15 protein-coding genes are annotated in these 20,662 nt (G+C 72.4%); 4 read left to right on the forward strand and 11 right to left on the reverse strand.

Annotation, left to right across the window (positions count from 1 at the left end):
* Nucleotide 1: 1 nt before the first annotated feature.
* Entirely contained in the window at nucleotides 2-1,294 is a 1,293-nt protein-coding gene (locus tag B9W62_RS04050) for an ABC transporter substrate-binding protein (protein ID WP_087805268.1), read from the reverse strand.
* A 233-nt stretch (nucleotides 1,295-1,527) separates the two neighbouring features.
* Here B9W62_RS04050 and B9W62_RS04055 point away from each other — a divergent pair, with 233 nt between their 5' ends.
* Both B9W62_RS04055 and B9W62_RS04060 read left to right on the forward strand, forming a co-directional pair.
* A complete protein-coding gene (locus B9W62_RS04055; RefSeq protein WP_087805270.1) occupies nucleotides 1,528-2,577 on the forward strand; it encodes a LacI family DNA-binding transcriptional regulator in 1,050 nt (349 codons plus the stop codon).
* Nucleotides 2,578-2,873: 296 nt separating this feature from the next.
* Complete coding sequence (locus B9W62_RS04060; protein ID WP_087805272.1) at nucleotides 2,874-4,217, forward strand: amidase; 1,344 nt, start codon at nucleotides 2,874-2,876, stop codon at nucleotides 4,215-4,217.
* 8 nt (nucleotides 4,218-4,225) lie between these two features.
* Here the strand turns inward: B9W62_RS04060 and B9W62_RS04065 are convergent, their stop codons facing one another.
* Nucleotides 4,226-4,708, reverse strand: a complete 483-nt coding sequence (locus B9W62_RS04065) for a GNAT family N-acetyltransferase (RefSeq protein ID WP_087805274.1) — start codon at nucleotides 4,706-4,708, stop codon at nucleotides 4,226-4,228.
* Between the two features lie 55 nt (nucleotides 4,709-4,763).
* Nucleotides 4,764-4,940, reverse strand: coding sequence for a hypothetical protein (locus B9W62_RS04070; protein ID WP_087805276.1), 177 nt, complete (start codon nucleotides 4,938-4,940; stop codon nucleotides 4,764-4,766).
* A 476-nt stretch (nucleotides 4,941-5,416) separates the two neighbouring features.
* On the opposite strand from B9W62_RS04070, the gene B9W62_RS04075 reads away from it, so the two are divergent.
* On the forward strand, nucleotides 5,417-5,860 hold the full coding sequence (locus B9W62_RS04075) for a hypothetical protein (RefSeq protein ID WP_087805278.1): 444 nt from the start codon (nucleotides 5,417-5,419) through the stop codon (nucleotides 5,858-5,860).
* Nucleotides 5,861-5,909: 49 nt separating this feature from the next.
* Here B9W62_RS04075 and B9W62_RS04080 read toward each other — a convergent pair whose 3' ends face one another.
* The 7 genes from B9W62_RS04080 to B9W62_RS04110 all read right to left on the reverse strand — a co-directional run bounded on the left by B9W62_RS04080 (nucleotide 5,910) and on the right by B9W62_RS04110 (nucleotide 17,568).
* Nucleotides 5,910-7,412, reverse strand: coding sequence for an SDR family NAD(P)-dependent oxidoreductase (locus B9W62_RS04080; RefSeq protein WP_087805280.1), 1,503 nt, complete (start codon nucleotides 7,410-7,412; stop codon nucleotides 5,910-5,912).
* 103 nt (nucleotides 7,413-7,515) lie between these two features.
* Nucleotides 7,516-8,856: a WS/DGAT/MGAT family O-acyltransferase gene (locus B9W62_RS04085; RefSeq protein WP_087805282.1), complete on the reverse strand. Its 1,341-nt coding sequence runs from the start codon at nucleotides 8,854-8,856 to the stop codon at nucleotides 7,516-7,518.
* Nucleotides 8,857-9,043: 187 nt separating this feature from the next.
* On the reverse strand, nucleotides 9,044-11,362 hold the full coding sequence (locus tag B9W62_RS04090) for a GH92 family glycosyl hydrolase (RefSeq protein WP_087805284.1): 2,319 nt from the start codon (nucleotides 11,360-11,362) through the stop codon (nucleotides 9,044-9,046).
* A gap of 76 nt (nucleotides 11,363-11,438) precedes the next feature.
* Entirely contained in the window at nucleotides 11,439-14,051 is a 2,613-nt protein-coding gene (locus B9W62_RS04095) for a PA14 domain-containing protein (RefSeq protein WP_087805285.1), read from the reverse strand.
* Between the two features lie 201 nt (nucleotides 14,052-14,252).
* Entirely contained in the window at nucleotides 14,253-15,473 is a 1,221-nt protein-coding gene (glgC, locus tag B9W62_RS04100) for a glucose-1-phosphate adenylyltransferase (RefSeq protein ID WP_087805287.1), read from the reverse strand.
* Nucleotides 15,474-15,524: 51 nt separating this feature from the next.
* On the reverse strand, nucleotides 15,525-16,700 hold the full coding sequence (glgA, locus tag B9W62_RS04105) for a glycogen synthase (protein ID WP_087805289.1): 1,176 nt from the start codon (nucleotides 16,698-16,700) through the stop codon (nucleotides 15,525-15,527).
* 37 nt (nucleotides 16,701-16,737) lie between these two features.
* Nucleotides 16,738-17,568 carry a (2Fe-2S)-binding protein gene (locus B9W62_RS04110; protein WP_087805291.1) on the reverse strand — a complete coding sequence of 277 codons (831 nt, stop codon included), beginning with the start codon at nucleotides 17,566-17,568 and terminating at the stop codon, nucleotides 16,738-16,740.
* Nucleotides 17,569-17,795: 227 nt separating this feature from the next.
* Between B9W62_RS04110 and B9W62_RS04120 the strand changes: the two genes are divergently transcribed.
* Nucleotides 17,796-19,145: a DMT family transporter gene (locus B9W62_RS04120; RefSeq protein WP_087805293.1), complete on the forward strand. Its 1,350-nt coding sequence runs from the start codon at nucleotides 17,796-17,798 to the stop codon at nucleotides 19,143-19,145.
* Here B9W62_RS04120 and B9W62_RS04125 read toward each other — a convergent pair.
* Complete coding sequence (locus tag B9W62_RS04125; protein ID WP_087805295.1) at nucleotides 19,135-20,403, reverse strand: transglycosylase family protein; 1,269 nt, start codon at nucleotides 20,401-20,403, stop codon at nucleotides 19,135-19,137. The two genes, B9W62_RS04120 and B9W62_RS04125, sit on opposite strands and share 11 nt — an antisense overlap.
* Between the last annotated feature and the right edge of the window lie 259 nt (nucleotides 20,404-20,662).

Genomic DNA, 20,662 nt, shown 5'->3' on the forward strand with positions numbered 1-20,662 from the left:
CTCAGCCCTGCTGCTGAAGGAGCCGGTCGCAGGCCTTGACAGCGTTGTCGAGGGCTTCCTCGGGGCTCTGCTTGCCCTGGAGCGCCTTGGCGACCTCGTTGCGCAGCTCGGTCTTCATCTGCTCGCTGAACAGCACCGGCGTGTAGTTGACGGCCGTCTTCAGCGACTTGGCGGAGGCGACCCGGACCCGGGTCTCGTCGGTGCCGTCCTCCTTGGTGAAGTACGGGTCGTCCAGTGAACCGGCGGTGCTCGGGAAGATGGCGACCTGCTTGGCGAAGGACATCTGGTGGGCGGCGTCGGTGACGTAGTGCGCGAAGGCGACCGCGGCGGGCTTGCGGTCGGTCTGCGAGTTCACCATCAGGCCCATCACGTACATGTTGACGTGGCCGGTGCTGGTGATCTGGTCGGTGATGCCGATGTTCTTGTAGAGGCTCGGCGCCTGCTTCTTGAAGTTGGCGAGGTCGAGCGCGCTGCCCGGGTTCATGGCGACGGCGCCGGTGAGGAACTTCTTCCCGGTGGATTCCGGGGTGGCCGTCAGCGCCTGCGGGTCGAGGGCCTTGGCGTCGTACAGCTCCTTGTAGCGGGTGAGGAGTTCGACCCCCTTGGCGTCGTTGAACGCGAAGGCGGTGCCCTCCTTGTTCATGAGCGACGCGCCGTAGCGGCCGAAGTCCTCGATGGTGGGCACGTTGGCGAGCGTGGCGACCTCGCCGTCGGTCTTGTCGGAGATCTTCAGGGCGGCGTCGAAGACCTCGTCGTACGTCTTCGGCGGCTGCTCGGGGTCGAGTCCGGCCTTCTCGAAGAGCGACTTGTTGTAGAAGAGCGGGCCGGTGTTGAGGTACCAGGGGAAGGCGTAGGTGCCCTCCATGCCCGGTATCCGGTGGCTGGCCCAGGCCCCTTCCAGGTACTCCTTCTCGTACTGGCCCGCGGCCTTGTCGAGGTCGAGCGCCAGGCCCGCCTTGGCGAGCGGGGCGACCAGGTCCGGGGAGACGTTGACGACGTCGGGCAGGGTGCCGCCGGCGGCGTCGGCGCTGATCTTGTCGGCGTAGCCCTCGCCGGGCTGGTCGACCCACTTGACGTGGGTGCCGGGGTACTTCTTCTCGAAGTCGGCGATCAGGCCCTCGAAGTAGTCCTTGAAGTTGGCCCGCAGGTTCCAGGTCTGGAAGGTGATGTCGCCCTCGACCTTGCCCGAGGCGTCGGTCGAGCCACCGCCGTCACCCCCGGAGCCGCAGGCGCTGAGCGGCAGGACGAGGGCGGCGACGGCGGCGACGGCGAATGTTCTGCGCGAGGTGGGCACGGTGACACGTCTCCCTGAAGGACGTCGGCGGTGGGATGCCAGCGACCATGCACGGCGATTCCGCGGAAAGTCAATGGATTCACGCCAACTAAAGCAGAAGGTACAGCATTAGTCCAGGTCAGAGCGGTGCGAGCGGGCACTTGCCAGCAACTACTAATGCGCTTTAGGATCTTTGCACTCAAGCGCTTTAGCTGAGACAGCTCTCACTGCTCGCACCGAGGAAAGGAGCGCACATGCCGGCCAAGCGGCCCGCCGCGCGCCGGCCGACGATGAAGGACATCGCGCGCCGGGCCGGAGTCTCCGAGAGCGCGGTGTCGTTCGCGCTGAACGACCGGCCGGGCGTCTCCGAGGTCACCCGTGACCGGGTGCGCCGGGTGGCCGAGCAGCTCGGCTGGCGGCCCAGTACGGCGGCGCGCGCGCTGTCCGGGGAGGGCGCGGCGACGGTCGGCTTCGTGCTGGCGCGGCCCGCGCACACCCTCGGCGTCGACTCCTTCTTCCTGCAACTGGTGTCGGGCATCCAGGAGGTGCTGGCCGGGCGGCACCTGGGGCTGCTGTTCCAGGTGGCCCAGGACGTCGAGGACGAGTGCGCGGTGTACCGGCGCTGGTGGGCCGAACACCGGGTGGACGGCGTCCTCGTGGTGGACCCGCGCACCGACGATCCGCGTCCGGACCTGCTCGACGAACTGGGCCTGCCCGCCGTGGTGATCGGCGGGGCGCCGGACGAGCGGCATCCGGGGCTGTCGACGGTGTGGGCGGACGACGCGGGCGCGATGGCCGCGCTGGTGGACGGGCTGCACGCGCTCGGGCACCGCCGGATCGTGCACATCGCCGGGCTGCCGGACCTCGCCCACACCGAGCGCCGCATCCGGGCCCTGCGCGCGGAGGCCGGGCGGCGCGGTCTCGGCGAGGTCGAGTCGGTGACCACCGACTACTCGGACGCCGAGGGCGCAGCCGTCACCCGCCGTGTCCTCGAGGCGCCCGCCGCCCCGACCGCCCTGATCTACGACAACGACGTGATGGCCGTCGCCGGGGTCGCCGCCGCGGCCGAACTCGGCTTCTCCGTACCGGCGGACGTGTCCGTGGTGGCCTGGGAGGACTCGGCGCTGTGCCGCATGGTCAAGCCGTGGCTGTCCGCCCTGTCCCGGGACAGCGTGGAGTTCGGCCGCACGGCGGCGACGGAGCTGACCGCCCTGCTCGACGGCGGCCCGGCCCGGACGGTGCGGGTACCGGTGCCGCGGCTGATCGAGCGGGACAGCACGGGAGCGGCACGGCCGTCGGTCTGACGGCCGGGGCCGGGCGCCCCGGGCTCCGGCGAGCGGCCCCGACGGGCGGCTGCCGGACCTGCGGTCGCCCAAGGGCGGGGCCGGTCCGAGCCGCGGGCACGTGCACGCCCCTGCGGCGCGGACACGGGTGACGGCCGATCACCGGTGGGACGACGGTCACGGCGGGCGGCGCTACATGTGGGACGACGGTCACGGCGGGCGGCGCTCTCGAGGTACGCGCCCGTACGGGCGGGGTGCTGTGCTGCGTACTCACCGGTAAGGTCGCGTTCCCCTTCCCCCACCCCTAGGAGCCCTCCGTGACCGACTGGGCCGGCCGGACCGCCGTCGAGATCGCCGCCGCCGTACGAGAGAAGCGGACCACCCCGCGCGAGGTGGTGGCAGAGCACCTGGCCCGCGTCGAGCGGCTGGACGGCCGCGTCGGCGCCTTCCGCGCGGTGCGGGCCGAGGCCGCGCTCGCCGAGGCCGAGGAGGTGGGAGCCCGGGGCGACCTGGGCGAACTGCCGCTGGCCGGGGTGCCGGTGGCGGTCAAGGACAATCTCGCGGTGCGCGGGGAGTCCACCCGCGTCGGCTCGGCCGCCACGCCGCACACGCCCGCGGCCGCCGACCATGTCACCGTGGCCCGGCTGCGGGCGGCCGGCGCGGTGGTGGTGGGGCTGACGAACGTGCCGGAGCTGTGCGTGTTCGGCACCACCGAGGGGGTGCTCGGCACGGCCCGCAACCCGTGGGACCCGGCCCGCTCGGCGGGCGGTTCCTCGGGCGGCAGCGCGGCCGCGGTCGCCGCCGGGATGGTGCCTCTCGCGCTCGGCAACGACGGGATGGGCTCGCTGCGCATACCCGCGGCCAACTGCGGCCTGGTCACCCTCAAACCGGGCCGTGGCGTCGTGCCGGCCGGCATCGGCGAGGGCGACTGGTTCGGCATGTCCGAGAACGGGCCGCTGGCCACGACGGTCGCCGACGCCCGCCTCATGCTCGACGTCCTCGCGGACGGGCCCCTGCCGGACCGCGAGGACTCCGGCGCCCTCCGGGTCGCCGCCTCCCTGCGCAGCCCCCTGGCCGGCGTCCCCGTCTCCCGGCCGTACGCGCGGGCCGTTCGCGAGGCCGCCGGGGTCCTGACGAAGGCAGGGCACCAGGTGCGGCGGGCGGACCCGCCCTATCCGGCATCGCTGGGCGTGACCGCGCTGACCCACTGGACGGCCGGTACGTCGGTGGACGCCCGGGACCTGGACCGGCGGCTGCTGACCAGGCGCACCAGGGTGCACACGGCCCTCGGGCGGCGCTTCGCCGGCCGGGTGGCGTCCGGCGCGGGCCGGGAGCGGCTGCGCGGGCGCCTGGAGCCGTTCTTCGCCGAGTACGACGTCCTGCTCACCCCGGCGCTGGCCCGCCGCTCCCCCGCGGCGGGGCCCTGGCACGAGCGGGGCTGGCTGCGCAACATGGTGGCGAACTCCGCGTACTCGCCGTTCACGCCGCCGTGGAACCTGACCGGCTGGCCCGCGATGTCGGTGCCGTTCGGCACGCTGGAGTCGGGTGCGCCCTGCGCCGTGCAGCTGGTGGGGCGCCCGGGGTCGGAGGCGGCGCTGCTGGAGCTGGCGGAGCGGATCGAGGCGTCGCGGCCCTGGCGGCGGACGGCGCCGCTGGACTGAGCCGGGACCTACAGGGCGCGGTGCATGATGTGCAGGCCCACCCGCCCGTGCCGCGGGTGGTCGAAGGCGTCCGGCACCGTGCCGAGGATCGTGAAGCCGAGGGAGGTCCACAGCCGTACGGCGGGGTTGGTCTCGACGACGGCGTTGAAGACCATGCCCCGGTATCCCTGGGCTCTGGCGGCGTCCAGGACGTACTCGGCGAGGGCCCGGCCGGTGCCGCGGCCCGCCCGGTCGGGGTCGACCATGAAGCCGGCGTTGGCGATGCGGGCGGCGGGGCCGCCGTAGTTCGGCGTGAGGTAGGCGGAGGCGACGACGGCACCGGTGTCGTCCTCGGTGACGTAGACGCGTTTGGCGGGGTTCATCCACAGGGCCCGGGCGTCCTCCTCGGAGGTGTCCGGGTCCCAGGCGTAGGTCTCGCCGGCGGCGACGATGCGGTGCCAGAAGGGCCAGATGTGCGGCCAGTCGCCGGCCGTGGCTTTCCTGATCGGCATGGGCGTGAGTCTGGCACGCCCATGCGCCCGGCGACCTCGGTGGGTGGCGTGCGGGTCAGTCCACGCTCGGCAGGATGTGCGGCTCGGCGAGGTCCTCCTCGTAGCCCGCGAGGCGGATGGGCGCGGAGCGCGCCCACACGTCGAGGCTGCCGATCTCTCCTGGCCGGCGGCCGGCTCGTCCGGTGCGTTCCTCGGTGCGTTGCTCTGGGGTCGTCGTCGTTTCCGGTGTCACCGCGCACTCCTTATGTGTCGGGTCACCCTCGGGGCCCTGTCGGTGCCAGTCTCGTGTCCGGCACCCGGCGCCCGCTCGAGTGTGGGTCGAATGCAGTTCGGACGCGGTGGCGCCGGCAACTCGTGCGGAGGCAAACCGCTGTGAACCGGCTTGTCCCATGACGGACCTTGGGTGTGGGTGGGTCCCCGTGCTGCCGCCCGTCCGGACCAGATTAACCAAATGAGCGGGGGTGCGCTCTATGGGGCTCAAAAGATGGGAGAACCATTGCCCTTCGCCCCATACGCAGTTGACCCGAGTCTGCCCCTGTTTCTCCGCTTTCGCACCGTGCGCAACTCACCCGTTCGGCCTACATCGACGTCCACGCCTTCGAATGTCGGCGGCGTCGGGTCGCGCAGTTAAGTTGCCGTTGGCTGCGCCGCAAGCTCGCCATGGTCTGCTGCTCGTCGGCAACGGCTGTCTCGTGGGAGGACCGAGGCATGGAACTGCGCAGCGTCGAGGAGCTGATGGACCTGCTGTACGCCTGCCGGGGCGAGCGGCCCGCCGCCGGGGCCGGCGGTGGGCCCGGGGATCCGCACGGGCACGCGTTGCGCACCGCGGCGCTGCTGCGCCGGCGCCGGCCCGCCGACAAGGAGCTCCAGGTCGCGGGGCTGGTGGCGCCGGTGGGCCGGCTGCTGTGGCCCGGCAGCCCGGCCGCCAGGACCGCCGACGCGGTACGGCCGCTGCTCGGCGCGCGGGTCGCCCGCCTGGTACGCCGTCAGGCCCACCCCGAGGCCTGGGACCACGACGACGACCTGGCCAGTCTGTGCCAGGCCGACGAGGAGGCGCGCACCGCCGTCTTCGACGCCGGGGTGCTGGAGGATTGGCGCACGGTGCTGGAGCTGACGGCGGCCCGGAACTCGCGGCTCGGCGCGGTCGACTGAGGCACCGTCCGGTGCGGACCGGGTGCGCCCGGCCGCCCGGAGTGCCCGGTCACCACTTGCCGGGCGCGTAGTCCTTGAGGAAGACGCCGTACAGGTCCTCGCCCGCCTCGCCGCGCACGACGGGGTCGTAGACGCGGGCGGCGCCGTCGATCAGGTCGAGCGGGGCGTGGAAGCCCTCCTCGGCCAGGCGCAGCTTGTCGAAGTGGGGACGCTCGTCGGTGATCCAGCCGGTGTCGACGGAGGTCATCAGGATCTTGTCGGTGTCGAACATCTCCTGGGCGCTGGTCCGGGTCACCATGTTCATGGCGGCCTTGGCCGCGTTGGTGTTGGGGTGACCGGCACCCTTGTAGCCGCGCGCGAACACGCCCTCCATCGCGGAGACGTTGACGACGTAGGCGCGCCCCGACGCCGCCTTGCGCGCGGCCTCGGCCATCGACGCGCGCAGCGCGCTGATGAGGATGAAGGGCGACGTGTAGTTGCACAGCTGGGTCTCCAGCAGTTCCACCGGCGAGATCTGCTCGATGGTCTGGACCCAGGTGTTGGAGTCGACGACGTCCGGGACCAGGCCGCCCGCGTCGATGGCGGTGCCCTCGCGGTGCCGGACCACGCTGGCGTTCCCGGCGACCAGGGCGAGGTCGGCCACCTTCTGCGCGTCGAGCCCGGAGGCGCCCAGCGGCAGCGCGGCCAGGCCGTCCACCGCACCGGAGTTGAAGGCGCCGATGACCTGGTGGGCGGGCAGTTCCCCGGCGGGCAGCGGGGCGCTCTCGCCCTCGACCAGCGCGGCGTACGCGGAGGGCAGCCGCCGCACGGTCTGGGTGGCGTTGTTGATCAGGATGTCGAGCGGGCCCTGCTCGGTGACCTGCTCGGCGAGGGCCACGGCCTGGGCGGGGTCGCGCAGGTCGATGCCGACGACTTCCAGGCGGTGGATCCAGTCGCCGGAGTCGTCCATGGCCTTGAAGCGGCGGATGGCGTCCTTCGGGAAGCGGGTGGTGATCGTGGTGTGCGCGCCGTCGCGCAGCAGGCGCAGCGCGATGTACATGCCGATCTTGGCCCGGCCGCCGGTGAGCAGGGCGCGCTTGCCGGTGAGGTCGGCGCGGGCGTCGCGGCGGGTCCGGTTCTCGGCGGCGCAGTCCTGGCAGAGCTGGTGGTAGAAGTAGTCGACCTCGACGTAGCGCTGCTTGCAGATGTAGCAGGAGCGGGGGCGCTGGAGTATCCCCGCGATGGTGCCCTGCTCGGTGCGCGAGGAGGGCAGCAGGCCCTCGGTCTCGTCGTCGATGCGCTCGGCGGACCCGGTGGCGGTGGCCTCGGTGACCGCCTTGTCGTGGGCGGTCTTGGCGGCGCGGCGCTCCTGACGGCGGCGCTGCTTGACCATGCGGTAGATGTGCGAGGTCGCCCGGCGGACCGCGATCGCGTCGGGGTGGTCGACGTCCAGCTCGTCGAGTTCCTTCAGTACGTCGAGGCAGACCGCGAGCCGTTCGGGGTCGATGCCGGGGCCGTACGCGGAGGCCACCACCTCGTCCGTGGTCGCCGCACCGTCCTGTGTCACCGTCATCGCCGCTGCCGTTCCCTGGTCACCGTCGCGGCGCTCCGAGAGGCGACCGCTGTCGAACAGCGGATTTTATTCAGCGCGGCGCGCGGATCCAAACCCGCCGGGGTCAGGGACGGCACGCCGTGAGCAAGGTCTCCACCTCCTCGGCCACCGCGAGCGCGAACCGGTCGAGGTCCGGCACCGCCTTCGCGTCGGCGACCAGGCCGTAGTGGACCTGTCCGCGGTACGTCGAGACGGCCACCGCCAGGGAGTGGCCGCGGGCCAGCGGCGCCAGCGGGTAGACCTCGGTGAGCGGGTGGCCGCCGAGCCGCAGCCCGAGGCTGGGCAGGGGCACGCTGGTGACCAGCAGGTCGAACCAGAGCCGGGCGGCCCCGGAGACCAGCGGCCCGCCGAGCCGGTGGCCCAGCGCCGGGACGTGGTCGGCGAGCAGGGCGACGGCTCCGGCGCCCCGGCCGGGCCCGGCGTCCTTGTTGCGGTCCATGGCGGCGCGGACCGTGCCGAGGCGGGAGAGGGGGTCCGGGTCGCCGACCGGAAGCCGCATCAGGTACCCGGAGAGCCGGTTGCCCTGGGGGTGTGCGGTGCGCGGGCGGCGCTTGGAGACGGGGATCAGGGCCCGGGGCGCGACGCCCTCGCTGCCGTCGCCGCGCTCGTCCAGCCAGCGGCGCAGGGCGCCGGCGACGACCGCGATCAGTACGTCGTTGACGGTGCCGCCGGTGGTCTTGCGGACGTGGTGCACGTCGTCGAGGTCCACGGCCACCCCCGCGATCCGGCGGGTGCCGGAGGACTCGGCGGTGAGCGCGGGCGAGGAGCGCACGTCGAGGGTGGACAGAGCCGCGGCGGCGCCGATGTCCAGGGCGCGTCCGGCGTCCGACAGGGCGCCGCGCAGCCGGTCCGGCAGGGCGCGCACGTCCGGCAGGAGCCCGCGCGACGGCGGCTCGGGGCGGGGCCGGGGGGCCGGCAGGTCCATCGGGTCGAGGACCCCGGCGGCGAGGGTCAGGGCGCGCAGGCCGTCGGCCAGGGCATGGTGGAACTTGAACAGCACGGCGAAGGAGCCGCCGTCCGCGCCCGGCAGGACGTGCGCCTCCCACGGCGGCCGCCCGCGCTCCAGGGGGCGCTCCATGAGACGTCCGGCCCGGGCGTGGAAGTCGGTGGTGGGGGCGTGCAGGCGCACGTGGTCGAGCGGGTCGAAGCGGGGGTCCGGCTCGCGCGTCGCGCCGCCGAAGGCGAACGGCCGGCGCAGGGCCAGGGGCGGCTGCCAGGTGTCCCGGATCCTCATCCGCAGTCCGGGGACCGCGGGGGCGCGGGCCGCGAGCAGGTCCGCCGCGTGGGCGCCCGCGGTGGGCGAGTCGGCCTCGAAGACGCCGAGTGCGCCCAGGTGCATGGGGTGCTCGGCGGACTCGATGTTCCAGAACGCCAGGTCGAGGGGAGCGAGCGGATCGGCAGTCAAGGGCTTGCCTCGCAAGGACGACGCGGGAGCGGCGGATGGACTACGGGTGGACAAGCAGTCAATCGCTCTCCGCCGATTACGGTCAAGTACGATCAAGCTACGCACAGTTAACAACAGATTAAAGTCCCGCCCCTTTCGGTAGGGGCGGGACTGCTGTGACTCATGGGGCGTCTGTGCTCACGTCACCTCATGTCAGGGGCGGCGGCACCGCCTGGGCCGAGGTTCCCCACCCGGACGGCTGCGGGCCGACCGTGAACGCCAGCGACCGCACGGAGCGCAGGGCGTCCGTCGTCATCCAGGTGCGGGCGTAGGCCGAGCCGTCGGTGCGGGCCGACTGGACGTACCGGTCGGTGTCCGAGGTCCCGGGCGCGGTGATCGTCAGGGCGCCGCGCGGGTAGTAGCGGCGGTCGAGGGTGAGGTCGACGCGGTCGAAGACCGGGGTGGACAGGCCCCAGGTGTCGTATCCGGGCTGGATCGGGAAGATCCCGATCGAGGACAGGACGTTCCAGGCGGACATGGTCCCGAGGTCGTCGTTTCCGGTCATGCCGGTCGGCGTGTCCGTGAACAGGGTGAGCGCCGCGTGCACCACGTCGGTGGTCTTCCAGGGCTGCCCGGTCGACAGGTAGGTGTACGGGGCGATCAGGTCGGGCTCGTTCTGCGGGTTGTACTTGTCGGCGTTGTAGTAGTCGTACGGCCCGTTCACCCACACCTCGCGGGCGGTCTTCGCCGGGTCGGCGAGGAGCTGGTCGTAGGCGAAGAAGGAGTCGAGCCGCGCGTTCGCCGCGTCGGTTCCGCCGATGAGGTCGATCATGCCGGGCAGGTCCTGCGGCACCAGCCACTGGTACTGCCAGGACGTGCCCTCGTGGAAGCCCTCGCTCTGCGCCGGGTCGGCAGGGCCGGTGAAGGCGCCCTCGGCGTCGCGGGCGCGGAAGAAGCCGGTCGAGGGGTCGAAGACGTGGCGGTAGCTCTGGGCGCGCTCGGCGTACCGCTTCGCGTCCGCGTCGTGGCCGAGGTCGCGGGCCATGCGGGAGAGCATGGCGTCGGACAGGGCGTACTCCAGGGTGGCGGAGGCGCCGTGGTCGTAGTCCGAGTCGCCGGGCTTGGCGTGCTGGCGGCCCTTGACGTACGGCGCGAAGCCGTCGGCGAGGTACTCGCGGTTGGCCTCCCGGCCGACGGCCGGCGAGTCGGCGGGCGGGACGCCGTCGGCGTTCTTCCGCAGCGCGCGGTAGGCCTTCTCCTCCCAGCCGTGCAGCAGGCCCTGCTGGTAGGCGTTGGTGAGGAAGGGGGTCACCGGGTCGCCCGTCATGATGTTGGTCTCGACGGTGCCGTAGCCCCACTTGGGCAGCCAGCCGCTCTCCTCGTCGATCTTGATGACGGAGATCGCCATGTCCCGGGCCTCGCGGGGCGCGAGCAGGGCGAGGAGCTGGGACTGGGTGCGGTAGGTGTCCCACAGCGACCAGTTCTGGTAGTACGTGAAGCCCTTGGCGCGGTGGATCTCCTGGTCCCAGCCGGTGTAGCGGCCGTCGACGTCGCTGCCGATGTTCGGCGCGAGGAAGGACCGGTACAGGGACGAGTAGAAGGTGCGGCGCAGGGTGTCGTCGCCGCCCCGGACCTTGACGTCGTCCAGCCGCTTCTCCCAGGTGCGCTCGGCACCGCGGCGCACGGCGTCGAAGGAGTGCCCGCCCTCGGCGCGCAGGTTGAGCGCGGCACCGCGGGCGTCCACGTAGGACAGGGCGGTGGTGGCCTCGACGGTGCGGTCCTTCGTGGTGTCGAAGCGGACGTAGGCGCCGTCGCCGCCGGTCTTCGCGCCCGCGGTCACGCTGCCGTCGTCCCAGGTGCCGTAGGAGGTGAAGGGCCGGTCGAAGCGGGTGATGGTGTAGACGGTGTAGGGCTTGGTGTCCTGGCAGAAGCCGCTGCCGGTGATCGCGGTGCGCACGGTGCGGCTGTCGAGCACCTCGACCGTGGTGCTGATGTTCTTGTGCAGCGACTGGCCGGCGTTGAGCAGGACGTTGGCCTTGCCGGTGGCCGGGAAGGTGTAGCGCTGCACCCCGGTGCGTGCGGTGGCGGTCAGCTCCGCGTCGATACCGGAGTCGAGGCCGACGCGGTAGTAGCCGGGGCCCGCCTCCTCGTCGTCGTGGCTGAAGCCGGCGGCGTACTTCGCGTAGTCCGTCTCGGTGACGTCACCGGTGGTCGGCAGCACCGGCAGGTCGCCGCCGAGTCCGCAGCCGACGCCGGAGAGGTGGACGAGGGAGAAGCCCCGGATGTGGTCGTTGGAGTAGTCGTAGCCGACGTTGTGGCCGGTGTCCGGCGAGAACTGCACCATGCCGAAGGGCACGGCCGCGCCGGGGTAGGTGTTGCCCTCGTTCTCGGTTCCGATGAACGGGTTCACGAGGTCGGTCAGGTTCTGGTCGGTCGTCGGGGCGGCCTGCGCCGCCGGGGCGGTGAGCAGCGCGGACGCTGCCACCACCCCGGCCACGCACAGCCGCAGACGCCGGGTGCCTCTCATGTGCGGTGACCTCCGGAAGGTCTGCTGTGTCGTGCGGTTGTTCCTCGTCGTGCGGTGGTTCCTCGAGTGCCGGTGATCAGGCGGTGCAGCCCGCCGGGGTGGGCTGGGACGCGTCGTGGATGAGCGCCTCATGGGCGGCCTTCACCCGCTCGACGTCCGGCTTGAGCACCTTGCGGTCGTACGTCGTCAGGCCGTTCAGCTCGCCCTCGACGTCCGAGATCTGGGTGTAGACGGCGCCGTTGCTGCCCCGGCAGACCAGGGCGCGCACCTCGTCGAGCTTGGTGAGGTAGTCGTCCGTGTACGTCTGCGGGTCGACGTCGACGTACGACTGCTGCACGGACCAGGCGTGGCCGGGCACCGCGAGGCCGAGGCCGCCGTACTCGCCGGTGACCAGGGCGCGTTCGCCGTCCGGGGACGGCGGCAGGGCGGGGCTCGGGTAGCCGTGCTCGTCCATGATGTCGCCGGCGCCGCCGTCGGCCCCGAGGTTCAGGCCCGACTGGTTGTTGACGAGCCGGGTCGGGTCCCAGGCCTTGGCCTGCGCGGCGACGCGGCCGATGTCGTACTGGCCCCAGCCCTCGTTGAAGGTGACCCACATGATGATCGACGGGTGGCTGATGTGCTCGTCGATCATCTCCTTCATCTCCCGCTCGTACTCGGCGCGGGCGGCGGTGGACGGGTTCTTCCCGGCGGTCATCGCGGGCATGTCCTGCCACACCATCAGGCCGAGCTTGTCGGCCCAGTAGAACCACCGGTCGGGCTCGACCTTGATGTGCTTGCGCACCGAGTTGAAGCCGAGCTGCTTGTGCAGCTTGAGGTCGTACGCGAGGGCCTCGTCGGTGGGCGCGGTGTGCAGTCCGTCCGGCCAGAAGCCCTGGTCGAGGGTGGCCATCAGGAAGGTGGGCTTCCCGTTGAGCATGGTGCGCGGGACGCCGTCGACCTTCTCGACGGCGATGGAGCGCATGCCGAAGTAGCTCTCGACGTGGTCGCGTCCGACGGTGACCTTCAGGTCGTAGAGGAACGGGTCGTCGGGCGACCACAGGCGCGGGTCGCGGATCTTCAGGGTCAGCGGTTCGCCGGTGCGGCCGCTGACCGTGGCGACCTTGCGGTGCCCGGCGTACGCCGTGGCCTTGACGCGCACGCCGTCGCGCACGCCCTTCGGCTCGACGGTCAGGGTGCTCGTGCTGACGTTCGGGGTGAGCTTCAGGGAGTCCACGTGGTCCCGGGCGACCGGCTCCATCCAGACGGTCTGCCAGATGCCGGAGCTGGGCGTGTACCAGATGCCGCTCGGGTCCAGGCGCTGCTTGCCGAGCGGCGGGTTCTCGCCGTTCGCCGCGTCGGTCGGGTCGTAGACGCCGACGATCAGCTCCTGCGTGCGACCGGGCTTGAGGGCGTCGGTGACGTCGGCGCTGAACTTGTCGTAACCGCCCTTGTGGTCGGCGACCTTGGTGCCGTTGATGTACACCTCGGACTGCCAGTCGACGGCGCCGAAGTTCAGCTTCAGCCGCTGGGCGGAGCCGATGTGCCAGTCGCGGGGCACGGTGAAGGTGCGGCGGTACCACATGCGGTCCTCGTGCCGCTGGACGCCGGAGAGCTGGGACTCCACCGGGTACGGGACGAGAATGCGCTCCTTGAGGTTCTTGCCGACCGGAGGCTGCTCGCCCGCCTCGGCGGCGGCGAACTGCCAGCGGCCGTTGAGGTTCTGCCAGTCGTCGCGGGTCAGCTGCGGGCGCGGGTACTCCGGGAGGGCGTTGTCCGGCCCCACCTCGTCGGCCCAGTCGGTGCGCAGCTCGTAGGTGGACTCGTTGCCGCCGCTGCTCCAGAAGGCGTTGACAACGTTGCCTTCGGTGTCGGTGAGGCCGCCTTCGCCGTCGTAGCGGACGTCGGCGGTGCCGGGGGCGTCGCCGTTCTTGTTGCCGACGACGGGCTGGTCGAGGGCGACGAGCAGGGCACTGGGGTCGGCGGGGTCCAGCTTGGTCTCGCCGAGCGGCCACGTGGCGCCGCCGATCACCGCTTCGAGGTGGTCGGTGAGACCGGCCGGGGGCGCGGCCAGCGGGCTCGCGAAGTCCAGCTTGAGGGTGCGGCCGGTGGACTGGACGGTGGTCGCCGTCGCGCCGTTGTAGTCAAAGCCGTCGGGCAGCCGGAACGCCGACTGCGGGATCGCCTCCTTGCTGCCACCGGGCTCGGTCCACCGCAGGTGGAGGTTGGAGCCGCCGTAGTGCTCGAAGTACTCCAGCTTGATGTCGTAGGACTGGCCGGCCGTCAGCTCGATGGGCTGGGCGGTCTGTTCGCGGTCCCAGTCGTCGACCCAGTGGTCGATGGCGAGCTGTCCGCCGATCCAGAGGCGGAAGCCGTTGTCGCCGATGATCGAGAAGGTGTGGGCGCCGGTCTTCTCCGGGACGAGCTTGCCGGTCCAGCGGACGCTCACGTCGTCCGACTGCCCGGTGGCGAAGGCGAGTCGCGGCTCCAGGGTGTTGAAGTCGACCTGCTGGTCGAAGCCGGTGGCCTTCAGCTCATGGAAGTCGAAGGCGCCGGGGGCGGACTGGGTGTAGTACTCGCCCTTCAGGCCGTGGACCTCCGCGGTGCCGTCGTCGTCGGCCGCGTTGGCCGCCGGTACGGCGGCGAGTCCCGCGACGCCGAGCGCGGCTGCCAGCAACAGGGCGAGTTTGTCTCTGAGTCGTTTGGTGCGCACTGACCCTCTCCTCGAGAACGGGTGGTGGCTGATGGCTCAGGACATCGATGTCATACATCGATGTAACAGCAGCGGTGCAGAGGCATGACAACACGGATTCCGCTTGACGTCCAGGGACATGACAACGGCCCCGGGATCAACGCGCGTATCACGCGGCCCGGAGCCGTCGTCCGTCCCCTCGCCCGTCCGGGCGGGTGTCCGTCACGGCACCCGCTGCCCCTTGCCCAGCGCGATCACGCCGCCCTTGGAGACGGTGTACAACTCGCCGTCCCGCTCCGGGTTGACGCCGATCGTCGCGCCCGGCGGCACCTCCACGTTCTTGTCGAGGACCGCCCCGCGCACCACCGCACCGCGGCCGATGTGCACGTTGTCGTGCAGCACCGAGCCCTGCACGACCGCACCCGGGTCGACCACCACGCCCGGGGAGAGCACGGACCGGGTGACCTGGCCCCGGATCAGGCACCCGGCGCTGATGATCGACTCGCCGGCGATGCCGCCGGCGTTGAAGCGGGCGGGCGACAGCTGCGTCGAGTGGGTGTAGACCGGCCAGTCCCGGTTGTAGAGGTTGAAGGCGGGCCGCTCGGCGATCAGGTCCATGTGGGCGTCGTAGTAGGCGTCCAGCGTGCCCACGTCCCGCCAGTAGCCCTGGTCCCGGGAGGTCTCCCCGGGGACGTGGTTGGCGCTGAAGTCGTACAGCGCGGCCTCGCCCCGGTCGGTGAGCTGGGGCAGGATCGAACCGCCCATGTCGTGCACCGAGTCCTCGTCCTCGGCGTCCCGGTGCAGCGCCTCGACGAGGGCCTTGGTGGTGAAGACGTAGTTGCCCATCGAGGCGAAGACGCACCCGGGGTCGTCGGCGAGACCGGGCGGGTCGGCCGGCTTCTCCAGGAACCCGGTGACGGTCTGCCCGTCGGAGCCCGGGGTGATCACGCCGAAGGACGGCGACTCGGCGCGCGGCACGCGTATCCCGGCCACGGTGACGCCCGCGCCGGACTCGATGTGCTGGGCGAGCATCTGGCGCGGGTCCATCCGGTACACGTGGTCGGCGCCGAACACCGCGACGTACTCCGGCTGTTCGTCGTGGACCAGGTTCAGGGACTGGAGGATGGCGTCGGCGCTGCCGAGGAACCAGCGCGGGCCGAGGCGCTGCTGGGCGGGGACCGGGGTGACGTAGTTGCCGAGCAGGCTGGACATCCGCCAGGTGGTGGTGATGTGCCGGTCCAGCGAGTGCGACTTGTACTGCGTGAGCACGCAGATCCGCAGGATGTCGCCGTTGACCAGGTTGGACAGCACGAAGTCGACCAGGCGGTAGGTGCCGCCGAAGGTGACCGCGGGTTTGGCGCGGTCCGCGGTCAGGGGCATCAGGCGTTTGCCCTCTCCGCCCGCCAGCACGATGCCGAGCACCGAAGGACCTCCACGACGCATGGCCGCTCCCCTCACCCTCGTTCACCCTCGGCCGCCCCGGAGCGGGGCGGCCTAAGCCCGCTTGAGGATCTCCTCGTAGAGCCGGACCGTGCGGCGCGCGACCGTGTCCCAGCCGAACTCCTCCACCGCCCGCGCCCGGCCCGCCTCGCCCATCCGCCGGGCGGCGTCCGGATCTCCGAGCACGGAGTCCAGTGCGCGCGCGAGACCGGCCTCGAAGTCGTCGTCCGCCGTCGCGTCCCCGTCACCGTCCTTGGTGACGAGTACCCCCGTTTCGCCGTCGGCCACGACCTCGGGAATGCCGCCCACCCGGGAGGCCACCACCGGGGTGGCGCAGGCCATCGCCTCCAGGTTGACGATGCCGAGGGGCTCGTACACGGAGGGGCAGACGAAGACGGCGGCGTGGGTCAGGAGCTGGATCACATCCGGGCGCGGCAGCATGCGCGGGATCCAGTGCACGCCTTCGCGGGCCCGGCTCAGTTCGGCGAAGAGGTCGCGGAACTCCTGGTCGATCTCGGGGGTGTCCGGGGCACCCGCGCACAGTACGACCTGTGCGGCCGGGTCGATGTCCCGTACCGCGCGCAGCAGATGGGGCACGCCCTTCTGCCGGGTGATGCGGCCGACGAACAGGACGTAGGGGCGGGAGCGGTCCAGACCGATCCGGTCCAGCGCGTCCGTGCCGTGGTCGGGCCGGTAGAGCCTGGTGTCGATGCCGTTGTGCACGACGTGCACCCGGGAGGGGTCGAGCGCCGGGTAGCAGCCGAGGATGTCCGCGCGCATCGCGCCGGAGACGGCGATCACCGCGTCGGCCGCCTCGATCGCGGTGCGCTCGGCCCAGCCGGACAGGGTGTAGCCGCCGCCGAGCTGCTCAGCCTTCCAGGGACGCAGGGGCTCCAGGGAATGGGCGGTCATCACGTGCGGGACGCCGTGCAGGAGCTTGGCGAGATGGCCGCCGAGGTTGGCGTACCAGGTGTGGGAGTGGACCAGTTCGCGCCCTTCGAGGGCGGCGGTCATGGCGAGGTCCACCGAGAAGGTGCGCAGCGCGTCGTTGGCGCCGTCGAGCGCGGACCAGGGGCGGTGGCGCAGCACGCCGTCGCCGCGGCCCTCGCCCCAGCTGTGCACGTCCAGGTCGACGAGGCGGGCGAGCTCCCGCGCGAGGAACTCGACGTGGACTCCGGCGCCGCCGTACACGTCCGGCGGGAACTCACGGGTCAGCAGTCCCACGCGCACCCGGAACCTCCCGTCTCGGCGACTGGTTCCCTCATGGTCACCCAGAGCGGGCGCCCGGGGAAGAGCGCGGAGGGTGCGGGAGGCGGCCAGGTCCGGATGCGCGCGGGGAGCGGGCGGGTCCCGGCGGGCTCGGGAAGCAGCAGTCGCCGCAGACGCCGCCGCCCGGCACCCGGTAGTACAGGCAGCAGCTGCGGCGCCGGAAGGAGGTACCGGTGAGCGTCCCCGTTCCGGCGAGCAGGGGGTGGGCCAGCAGGCCTGCGGTGAGGGACCGGGCGCGGGCGGCGGTGTCCGCATGGCCCTGGCGGCGGGCCCAGCGGTCCAGTTCGCGTCCGGCGCCGGCCAGGGCGGAGGCAGCGTTGCCGCGCAGCAGTCCCCTCGCGACGCCGTAGCGGGCGTGCACGGCCTCGGTGAGGGGGGCCAGGTGGGCGGTCAGGACGACGTCCGCGACGGTGCCGGCGTCCGCGGGCAGGGCGTGCACCTCGGTGAGCCACAGGTCGTCGGGGGCGCCGGCCTCGGGATCCCAGTGCAGCAGGCGCGGATCGAGGTCCGGGACGTGGCCGTACCGGGCGGCGCAGGCCAGGGCCACCGACCACAGGCGGGCCGCGAGCCCCTGCTGGGCCACGGAGGCGGCGACCCGGGTCTCGGGGGCGCCGAGCGCGGCGGCGACCGTGCGGACCCGGCGGCCCAGCGGATCGGCGCGCCGCCCCGGAACTTGAACGTCCGCCGCCGCGTTCCCGTATCCGGGTGCGTAGGCCTGCACGAGGGGCGCGACGTCGGCGGCTCGCCCCGACGGCACCGGGCGCGAGGCGTGCAGGGCGAAGAAGCCGCCGAGCGGGCGGAGGGCGCGGAGGGCGGGGTCGAGGTCCACGGAGAGCAGTAGTATCAGGGCCCCTAAGGGGCTGGGCCAGGGGTGGGGGACCCAAGTCGCCCACCCTGGGGAGGACGGCGCCGCCGTCGTACTCCATCGGTAGTAGGACCCAAAGAATGCTCAGGGACGACGACGGGAAGACCCTGAGACGGCATCGTGTTGTCCATGGATGACGACCGTTCGCCGCGCCGGGCCCAGCGCCCCCGCCTCACGCAGAGGAGCAGCCGATGAGCGCCCTCGCGTTGTCCGTGCTGCTGTCGCTCGTCTCCGCCGTGGCCTACGCGGGCGGAGCGATCGTGCAAGAGCAGGTCGCGGCGTCGTCCCCCGATGCCCAGTACGCCCCGCTGCGCCGGCCCGCCTGGTGGGGTGCCGTGTCGCTCAACGGTCTGGGCGGTCTGCTGCACGTGGTCGCCCTGGCGCTGGGTCCGCTGAGCCTGGTGCAGCCGCTGGGAGCGCTCACCATCGTGTTCGCGCTGCCCATGGCGGCGCTCTTCGTGGGTCGCAGGGCCGGTGCGACGGCCTGGCGCGGCGCGCTGATGGCCACGGTCGGTCTCGCCGGTCTGCTGTCCCTGGTCGGCGCCTCCGACGCGCAGTCGCTGGACACGGCGCAGCGGATCGGGGCGGCCCTGGTCACCGGCGGTGCGGTCGTGGCGCTGATGATCGCCGGCCGGGCCGCGCACCGGCACCCGGCGGTCCGCAGCATCCTGCTGGCGACGGCGTCCGGCATAGCCTTCGGGATGTCCTCGGTCTTCACCAAGACCGTCGCGGTCGACTGGACGGGCGGGGTGTCCGCCGGCGACCTGCCGTCGCTGGCCGTGATCGGCGTACTGGCCACGGCGGGCATGGTGCTGTCCCAGGCGTCCTACCGGGGCGCCGGCCTCGCGGCCCCGCTGGCCACGCTGACCGTCGTGAACCCGGTGGTGGCCGCCGTCGTCGGCATCACGATGTTCGGCGAGACGTTCCGGTACGGCACGACCGGGACCGTGCTCGCGCTGAGCTGCGGTGTGGTGGCGGCCGGTGGCCTGATCATGCTGACGACGGAGCGGATCGCGCGGGAGGGCGCCGGTTCCGGCACCGACACCGACACCGGTTCCGGTGAGGTCTCGGCCCGGGCCGAGGACGCCGTGGCGCTTCCGGAGGCGGAGGCGGCAGGGCTCGTGGCGGCAAGGGCCGGGGCGGAGGCGGCAGGGCTCGTGGCGGCAGGAGCCGGGGCGGCCGTGGCGCTCGGGCCGCTGCCGGTGGCCGCGACGGCCGCGGCGGTCGAGCGGGCCCCGGTCCGGGAGCCGGTGGCCGCGGCGATCGCGGCGGCTCCGGCTGAGCGGGCGGCGCCGGTGGAGCGGGAAGCGCCGGTGGACCGAATGGCTGCGGTCGCTCCGGCGGCCCGGCTCTCCGACAAGCTCGTCGTGCCGTCCCCGGTGGCGCCGCCGGTCCCCGACACCGCCCCCGCCGAGGAGGCGTACGAGGTCCGGACGCCCGTGGAGAGCGACGACGGGACGTTTTCCTACGGCCCCTTCTACGGCGGTCCGTTCGTCCCGCCGCCCATGCTCGGCCGCCGACGGGTCCGGATCAGATCCTGACGCCGCCGGCCCGCAGGTACGCCACCGGGTCGACGTCCGAACCGAAGCCGGGCCCGGTCCGCACCTCGAAGTGCAGATGCGGGCCCGTGACGTTGCCCGTGGACCCGGAGCGTCCCAGACGCTGGCCGACGCCCACCGACTGGCCGTTCTTCACGGAGATCGCCGACAGGTGCGCGTACTGGGAGTAGCGGCCGTCCGCGTGCCGGACCACCACCTGGTAGCCGTACGAACCGCCCCACCCGGCGCTGACCACCCGGCCCGCCGCCACCGACTTGACGGAGGTCCCGGTGGGGACGGGGAAGTCGACGCCGGTGTGGTAGCCCTTGGACCAGGAGGAACCCGCCTGGTGGTAGGGCGTGCCGGTGGCGGCGTCGACGGGGGCCACGACGGCCCGGTGGGTGGTGGCCTTGCCGGTCTTGGCCTTGCCGCTGTCGGAGGAGGACTTCTGCGGCGCCTTCTGCTGCTCCTGCCGCTTCTGTTCCTTCGGCTCGGACTTCGGCTCCCGTTTCTCTTCCTTCTTCTGCGGCGTCTGCTGCTGCTTCTGCTTCGGCTGCGGCGTCCGCTGCTTGTCCTGTTTCCGCGTCTCGGTGCCGGATGCCGCGGCGGCTGCCTCGCCGCGCAGTGACAGCCGCTGGCCGGGCAGGATCAGATCGGGGTCGGAACCGATCGCGCCGCGGTTGGCCTCGTAGAGGCGCTGCCAGCCGCCCCGGACCTCGTGGGTGTCGGCGATGCCGGAGAGGGTGTCGCCCGTGATCACCGTGTACATCCGGGCCTTGCCCGCGCGGGACTGCGGGGTGGTCTGCGGCTGGACGTCCTTGACCGAACCCGACTTCTTCGCCGACGCCGCTCCCCCGGCCGGCCGGAAGTCGGGCGTGTCACCACCCTGGGTCAGCCCGGCCCGCTCCGAGCACACCGGCCAGGCGCCGGGGCCCTGTACGTCGAGCACCTTCTCGGCGACGGCGATCTGCTCTTCCTTGGTTGCCAGGTCGGCGCGCGGGGCGTACCGGGTGCCGCCGAACGCCTCCCAGGTGGACTGGGTGAACTGCAACCCGCCGTAGTAGCCGTTTCCGGTGTTGATGTCCCAGTCGTCGGTGGACTCGCAGGCGGCGACCTTGTCCCAGGTCTCCACGTCGGCCGCGTGGGCCGTGCCGGTGCCGACGAGGGGGAGGGCCAGCCCCGCGCCCCCCGCGGTGACGGTCAGTGAGGCGCGGTTGATCCTGTTCGGCTGATACCGGCGGTGCCGGCCGCGTACGGCCATGGAGGTCCCCCTCGACATTGCGTCAGGAGGGGCAAAAGTAAGCGCCGCGAACCGGCCATGACAAGACGGCAACCGGCCGGTTGGTCACCCCGAGTGGCCGGGATCGGGCGGCCGTTGACCGGCTGAGGGGTCCGCCCGCTGAGGAACCGGGCCCCTCCCCGCCGTACTGGACCCCTGGAAGCACGAAGTGCGGCCGGCGTACCGGCACGTCAGCATGGTCGAGCGGCGAGAATGGCGATACTGGCGGACACGGGCACCA

The sequence above is a fragment of the Streptomyces sp. CS113 genome (assembly GCF_002188365.1).
GTDB classification, from domain to species: domain Bacteria; phylum Actinomycetota; class Actinomycetes; order Streptomycetales; family Streptomycetaceae; genus Streptomyces; species Streptomyces tendae.